Source organism: uncultured Lactobacillus sp., assembly GCF_946477725.1.
GTDB lineage: Bacteria > Bacillota > Bacilli > Lactobacillales > Lactobacillaceae > Lactobacillus.
The window spans coordinates 1-5,854 of sequence record NZ_CAMKZC010000045.1; the positions used below are offsets into that span (position 1 = coordinate 1).

Consider the following 5,854-nt stretch of genomic DNA (forward strand, 5'->3'; position numbering starts at 1 on the left):
CTCAAAATCTGGTGTCCGTTTAGGACGTATCGGTTCGACCCCGATCACCGCTATTGTTGGAGCAGCTCTCATAAGAGAGCTGCTTTTGTTTTTGTAAATATATATTATATAAAAATTGCACAAGCTTTGTGTAATCTTTATAATACCTTTTATGGAGGTATTTCAGATGAATATAGGTATCTTTACCGATTCATATTTTCCGCAATTAAGTGGTGTAGCCACATCAATCAAAACTTTAAAAGATGCTCTTGAAAAACAAGGTCATAATGTATTTATCTTTACTACTACTGATCCACATATAAAAAAGGGAGCAGTTGAGGCAAATATTTTTCGCTTTAGTAGTGTTCCCTTTATTTCATTTACTGACCGCCGTGTTGCATTCAGGGGCTTTTTTGAGGCTACTAAAGTGGCTCGGGAAGTTAAACTTGATATAGTTCATACTCAAACTGAGTTTGCCTTGGGCATGATAGGCAAATATGTTGCCCACCAATTGAAAATTCCCGCAATTCATACTTATCACACTATGTATGAGGATTACTTACATTATGTTTTGAATGGTCACTTGCTGAGACCTTATCATGTCAAGCAATTTACCAACGTTTACTTAAAAAATATGGATGGCGTTATTGCCCCTAGTAAGCGCGTAGAAGCCCTTTTGAAACGTTATAGGGTAGATATACCTATGAGAGTAATACCGACTGGAGTAGACGTAAATAGCTTAAATAAGGCGGCTAATAATGATATGCGCCAGGAATTAGGCATACCTGCAGATGCTCCGGTTTTGTTGACCTTAAGTAGGGTTGCTGAAGAAAAAAAGATTGACCGTATTTTGAATGCTATGCCGGAAATTATTGATGAATTTCCTGAAACTCGTTTAGTAATTGCTGGCGACGGCCCTGATATGGAAGTTTTGCAGGAGCAGGTTGAACGACTAACATTAGAAGATAATGTAATATTTACAGGTGATGTACCTCATGATGATGTAGGATCGTACTATAAAATGGCAGACTTATTTGTTTCAGCCAGTGACACTGAAACACAGGGTTTAACTTACATTGAGGCTTTAGCTTCCGGCACGAAATGCGTCGTTTATGATACGGATTATACAGAACATGTTTTTGACGATGATGAATTTGGCAAAGTCTTTAACGGACCTGGTGAAATGTTAAGCGAAATATTGTTTTATTTAAGACAAGGGCGCAAGCCAATTCCGCCTGAAAAATTAGCCGCTAAAATGGATCAAATATCGGCTAAAAAATTTGCCAGTTCAGTTTACCAATTCTATCAGGATGTAATTTTAGATTATCAAAAGGATCACAAAGAGGAATCAAATGATTAGGATTAATATGTTTTCACAGGCTGCATCTGTAAAGGGGCAGGGAGTTGGCTCAGCATACATAGAATTAATTCACTTACTTAGAACGCACTTAGTCGATAAGTTTTATGTTACAAATAACAAATATGGTGCAAGCGATCTGACTCATTATCATACTGTGAACCCCACTTATTTTGCTAACAGTTTTTCACCAGCCCGCGGACGCAAAATTGGCTATGTGCATTTTTTGCCTGAAACTCTTGAAGGCTCGGTAAAGTTGCCACCGTTAGCAAAAAAAGTTTTTTACAAATATGTGATTGATTTTTATAAACGAATGGATGAAATAGTCGTTGTTAATCCCATTTTTATAGATAAGTTAGTTAAATATGGTATTAAACGTGAAAACGTTAAATATATTCCTAATTTTGTAGCTAAAAACGAATTTTATCCTGAAAGACAAGAAAGAAAGAACGCATTTCGCCATCAGTTAAATATACCTCTTGATAAATTTGTTGTTTTTGGTGATGGTCAAGTCCAAGAACGCAAAGGGGTTGATGACTTTGCCAAACTAGCTGTAGCCAACCCAGAGATACAGTTTATATGGGCAGGTGGTTTTTCTTTTGGAAAAATAACGGACGGCTACGATCATTTTAAAAAATTAGTAGATAATCCACCCCAAAATCTCAAATTTACTGGAATTATTGATCGGCAAAAGCTCGTGGATTATCTTAATATAGCGGATTTATTTGTTTTGCCATCTTATGACGAATTGTTTCCTATGTCTGTACTTGAAGCCTTTAGTTGTGGAACGCCAGTCTTATTACGAGATCTTGACTTATATCAAGCAATAATTAGTGGCTATTACATGAAGGGGCATGACTTTACTGAAATGAATAATCAGTTGCGGGCAGCAGCCCAAGATTCAGCCATTTTAAATAAATACAGCAAGTTATCTTCTGAGGCTAGTGACAAATATTCAGAGGACAATCTGGCACGGATCTGGGACGAGTTTTACCACGAACAATATGAAATTGGCCGGAAATTAGGACAAATTCGCTAATGAATAAAAAGCACTTGTGGGGCGTTGGCGTCGTCCTTTTAATCAGTGGTATTGTTTTATACGTTGATTTAAGATCGACTCCCATTGCCCAGTTAGAACAGGCAACTCGTAATATCAATGTTATTGCTTTAATTTTGGTGTTCGGCTTAATGCTTCTTTCCTATGTTTTTGAGGCCAGTATTTTAGCTGTTTTAAGTAAACGTAAAAATGAGCCGAAGCGCTCGAAATGGTCTTTTTTCAGAATTCCTTTAATTCAGGCCCTTTTTAATGCGATCACCCCGATGTCAACTGGAGGCCAGCCTTCGCAATTAGCTGCAATGGTGCAAATGGGTATTGAAGGGGGACGCGCAACTTCACTTTTGCTTATGAAGTTCATTATCTATCAAATTGTAGTGTTTTTGGCATATGTCACGACAATTATTACCGGCTTTCACATGGTCGCAACTAAGTTTGCCGGTTTGGCCATTTTCATTGCCATTGGCTTTTTAATTCATGTAGGTTCGATCATCTTTTTGCTTGCAATTTTGTTTGCCTATAACTGGACTAAAAACGCTGCTAACTGGATTATGAACTTGCTGGCTAAATTTATTAAGCAAGATCGAGTTAGTGTTTGGCGCCAAAACACGCTTGAAAAGATTGATACTTTTTATGGTGAAAGCCAAAAATTAAAAAAGGAAAAAAAGAAGTTAATTGTATGTGGCATACTGACCGTTTTACAATTACTATGTTTTTATTCCATCCCTTACATGACTTTAGTAACATTAAACGTACCAGCAGATTGGGCGAGCGTAACGCAAATGAATATTATGATTATCATGTTTATGGCGATAATACCAATTCCGGGAGCATCAGGGGGAGCTGAATACAGTTTTCAAACTTTATTTTCTACCTTTATTTCGGCTAATGGTACCTTAATTGTAGGGATGTTTTTGTGGCGGTTTGTGACCTACTTTTTTGGCATGATCTTGGGAATTTTTGGCTGGATTTTTAAGCCTAAAAAAGTAGTGAGCCCGTCAAATAATTAATTTTTATTAAAATCCCTGCTCCTAACTGCAGTTAAGGGTAAGATATAAGCTTAGTGAGAGGAGAATAAGATGACACGGATCAAGTCTTTTCTACAATGGCTGACACAAACCAAACTAGGCTTTTTTACTATTGTTTTAGTGACCTTTTGGTTAAAGACTTACGTTATTTATCTGACAAAATTTAATCTAGGTGCTGAAGGTGCAATGCAGAATTTTCTGTTGTTTTTAAATCCTTTACCAGCGGGCTTGCTTTTATTGGGCATTAGTCTTTTCTTTAAAGGCAGAAAATCATATTGGATTCTGATTGCAACTGATTTTGTACTTAGTTTATGGTTATTTGCCAACATCCTTTATTATCGAGAATTTTCTAATTTTTTGTCGTTATCAATTATTAAGACTTCCGGTTCAACCGCGGATAATTTAGGTAAAAGTATTGTTGGGATTACCCGGGCAACTGATTTTTTAACTTTTATTGATATTGCTTTTGTCATTATCTTGATGGTTAGCAAAATAGTTAAGTACGACTTACGGCCATTAAAACTTAAATTTAATCTTTTACTTGAAAGTATCGCAGTTTTACTGATAGGGATTAATTTGATGATGGCCCAAAAAGATCGCCCTGGTTTATTGACGAGAACTTTTGACAACAGTTACATTGTTAAATATTTGGGTATGAATGAATATGCCGTTTATGATGCTTTTAAGACTGCACAAACAAGTGAACAAATGGCTAAAGCAAATGTTTCTGATTTGCAAGCAGTCAAAAAGTACTTGAAGCTTAATTATGTCAAACCCAATAGCGCGTATACTGGAGTAGCCAAGGGCAAAAACGTGATGATCATTCACCTTGAAAGCTTTCAGCAATTTTTAATAGGGTACAAATGGAAAGGCAAAGAGGTCACTCCTAATTTAAATAAACTCTATCACGCCAAAAATACGCTCAGCTTTTCCAATTTTTACAATCAAGTTGGGCAAGGAAAAACGTCGGATGCTGAAATGATGCTGGAAAATTCTCTTTTTGGTTTGCAGTCTGGTTCAGCTATGTCCAGTTATGGTACTTCAAATACGTTTGAGAGCGCCCCTGCAATTTTAAGTCAACAGGGTGGGTATACTACGGCGGTTATGCACGGTGGTGCTGGTTCTTTTTGGAACCGCAATAATGCTTATAAACAATTTGGTTATGAGTACTTCATGCCGCTTTCTTATTATCAGAATAAGCCCAAATATTACATCGGCTATGGTTTAAAAGATAAGATTTTCTTCTCTCAGTCTATTAAATATATCGAACGTTTGCCGCAACCCTTTTATCTTAAGCTAATAACTGTCACCAATCATTATCCTTATGATTTAGATAAGAAAAATCAGTCAATTGCTAAAACTGAAACTGGTGATGAAACGGTTGATGGTTACGTTCAAACTGCCCATTATCTCGACCAGGCGATTGGTCAGTTAATGCAGTGGCTGCAAAAAACAGGTTTAGCTAAAAACACTTTGCTGGTCTTTTATGGCGATCATTATGGTATTTCTGGTAATCACCACAAGGCTAGCGCAGAACTTCTTAACCAAGATGAATTTACTAATTTCGATAATTTAAAGTTCCAACGGGTTCCCTTAATGTTCCATATGAGAGGTCTAAAGGGTGGCGTCAAAAAAACCTATGGTGGTGAAATTGATGTACTACCTACATTGCTTAATTTGCTTGGAATTAAGAACCAGAAAACGATCCAGTTTGGTCATGACTTGTTAAGTAAAAAGGCGCCACAGATAGTTGCACAGCGTAACGGTGACTTCATCACACCGTTATATGCCAAAGTTGGCAGCACCTATTATGACACTAAAACAGGTGAGGAAATAATTAAGCCAGATAAGAAATTAAAAACTGAGCTGGTGGCAATATCAAACAAAGTAACAACTCAGCTTTCATTATCTGACCGTGTTATTGCCGGCAATCTTTTACGTTTTTACCATCCCAAATGGTTTAAAAAGGTCAAACCGCAAGATTACGACTATAATGAGCAAAAGGCTCTGAAAAAACTGTATTCAAAAAATAAAACTTCTCTGTGGTATAAAAATCAGCAGAAAACCACACAAAATAAATTTAAAACCGATGCTCCGGAGCTCGAAAAATAAAACTCGAAATTAAATCTATTTTGTGCTAAAATTTACCAGTAACGTATCTGTATATTGGAGGCAGCGCATTGTACAATTTATTTATGACGCTACTAATTATTGTTTCAATCTTAATCATTATTGCGACAATGATGCAGCCGCAAAAACAGCAAGATGCATTGAATGCACTCTCTGGCGGTGCAGTTTTTAGTGGTCAAACGAAGAAACGTGGTTTTGAGGCATTTATGGAAAAAGTAACCTCTGTATTACTGGTTCTCTTTTTCGCTTTTGCTATTGTATTAGCTTATTTGTCTTCAAAATAACTAATGGTTCCTCCCGATCAAG

5 protein-coding genes are annotated in these 5,854 nt (G+C 36.7%); all 5 read left to right on the forward strand.

Going from position 1 to position 5,854, the window contains the following annotated elements; all coding sequences use genetic code 11:
- The first annotated feature begins 166 nt into the window (after nucleotides 1-166).
- The 5 genes from Q0R51_RS08890 (at nucleotide 167) to secG (ending at nucleotide 5,832) form a co-directional block, all read left to right on the forward strand.
- Nucleotides 167-1,339, forward strand: coding sequence for a glycosyltransferase family 4 protein (locus Q0R51_RS08890; RefSeq protein ID WP_294758243.1), 1,173 nt, complete (start codon nucleotides 167-169; stop codon nucleotides 1,337-1,339).
- Complete coding sequence (locus Q0R51_RS08895) at nucleotides 1,332-2,375, forward strand: glycosyltransferase family 4 protein (protein ID WP_294758246.1); 1,044 nt, start codon at nucleotides 1,332-1,334, stop codon at nucleotides 2,373-2,375. The genes Q0R51_RS08890 and Q0R51_RS08895 overlap by 8 nt, the downstream gene beginning before the upstream one ends.
- Nucleotides 2,375-3,400: a lysylphosphatidylglycerol synthase transmembrane domain-containing protein gene (locus Q0R51_RS08900; protein ID WP_294758249.1), complete on the forward strand. Its 1,026-nt coding sequence runs from the start codon at nucleotides 2,375-2,377 to the stop codon at nucleotides 3,398-3,400. Before Q0R51_RS08895 ends, Q0R51_RS08900 begins: the two co-directional genes overlap by 1 nt.
- Nucleotides 3,401-3,469: 69 nt before the next feature.
- Nucleotides 3,470-5,530, forward strand: a complete 2,061-nt coding sequence (locus tag Q0R51_RS08905) for an LTA synthase family protein (RefSeq protein WP_294758251.1) — start codon at nucleotides 3,470-3,472, stop codon at nucleotides 5,528-5,530.
- 68 nt (nucleotides 5,531-5,598) lie between these two features.
- Nucleotides 5,599-5,832, forward strand: a complete 234-nt coding sequence (gene secG, locus Q0R51_RS08910) for a preprotein translocase subunit SecG (protein WP_046324479.1) — start codon at nucleotides 5,599-5,601, stop codon at nucleotides 5,830-5,832.
- The last annotated feature ends 22 nt before the right edge of the window (nucleotides 5,833-5,854 follow it).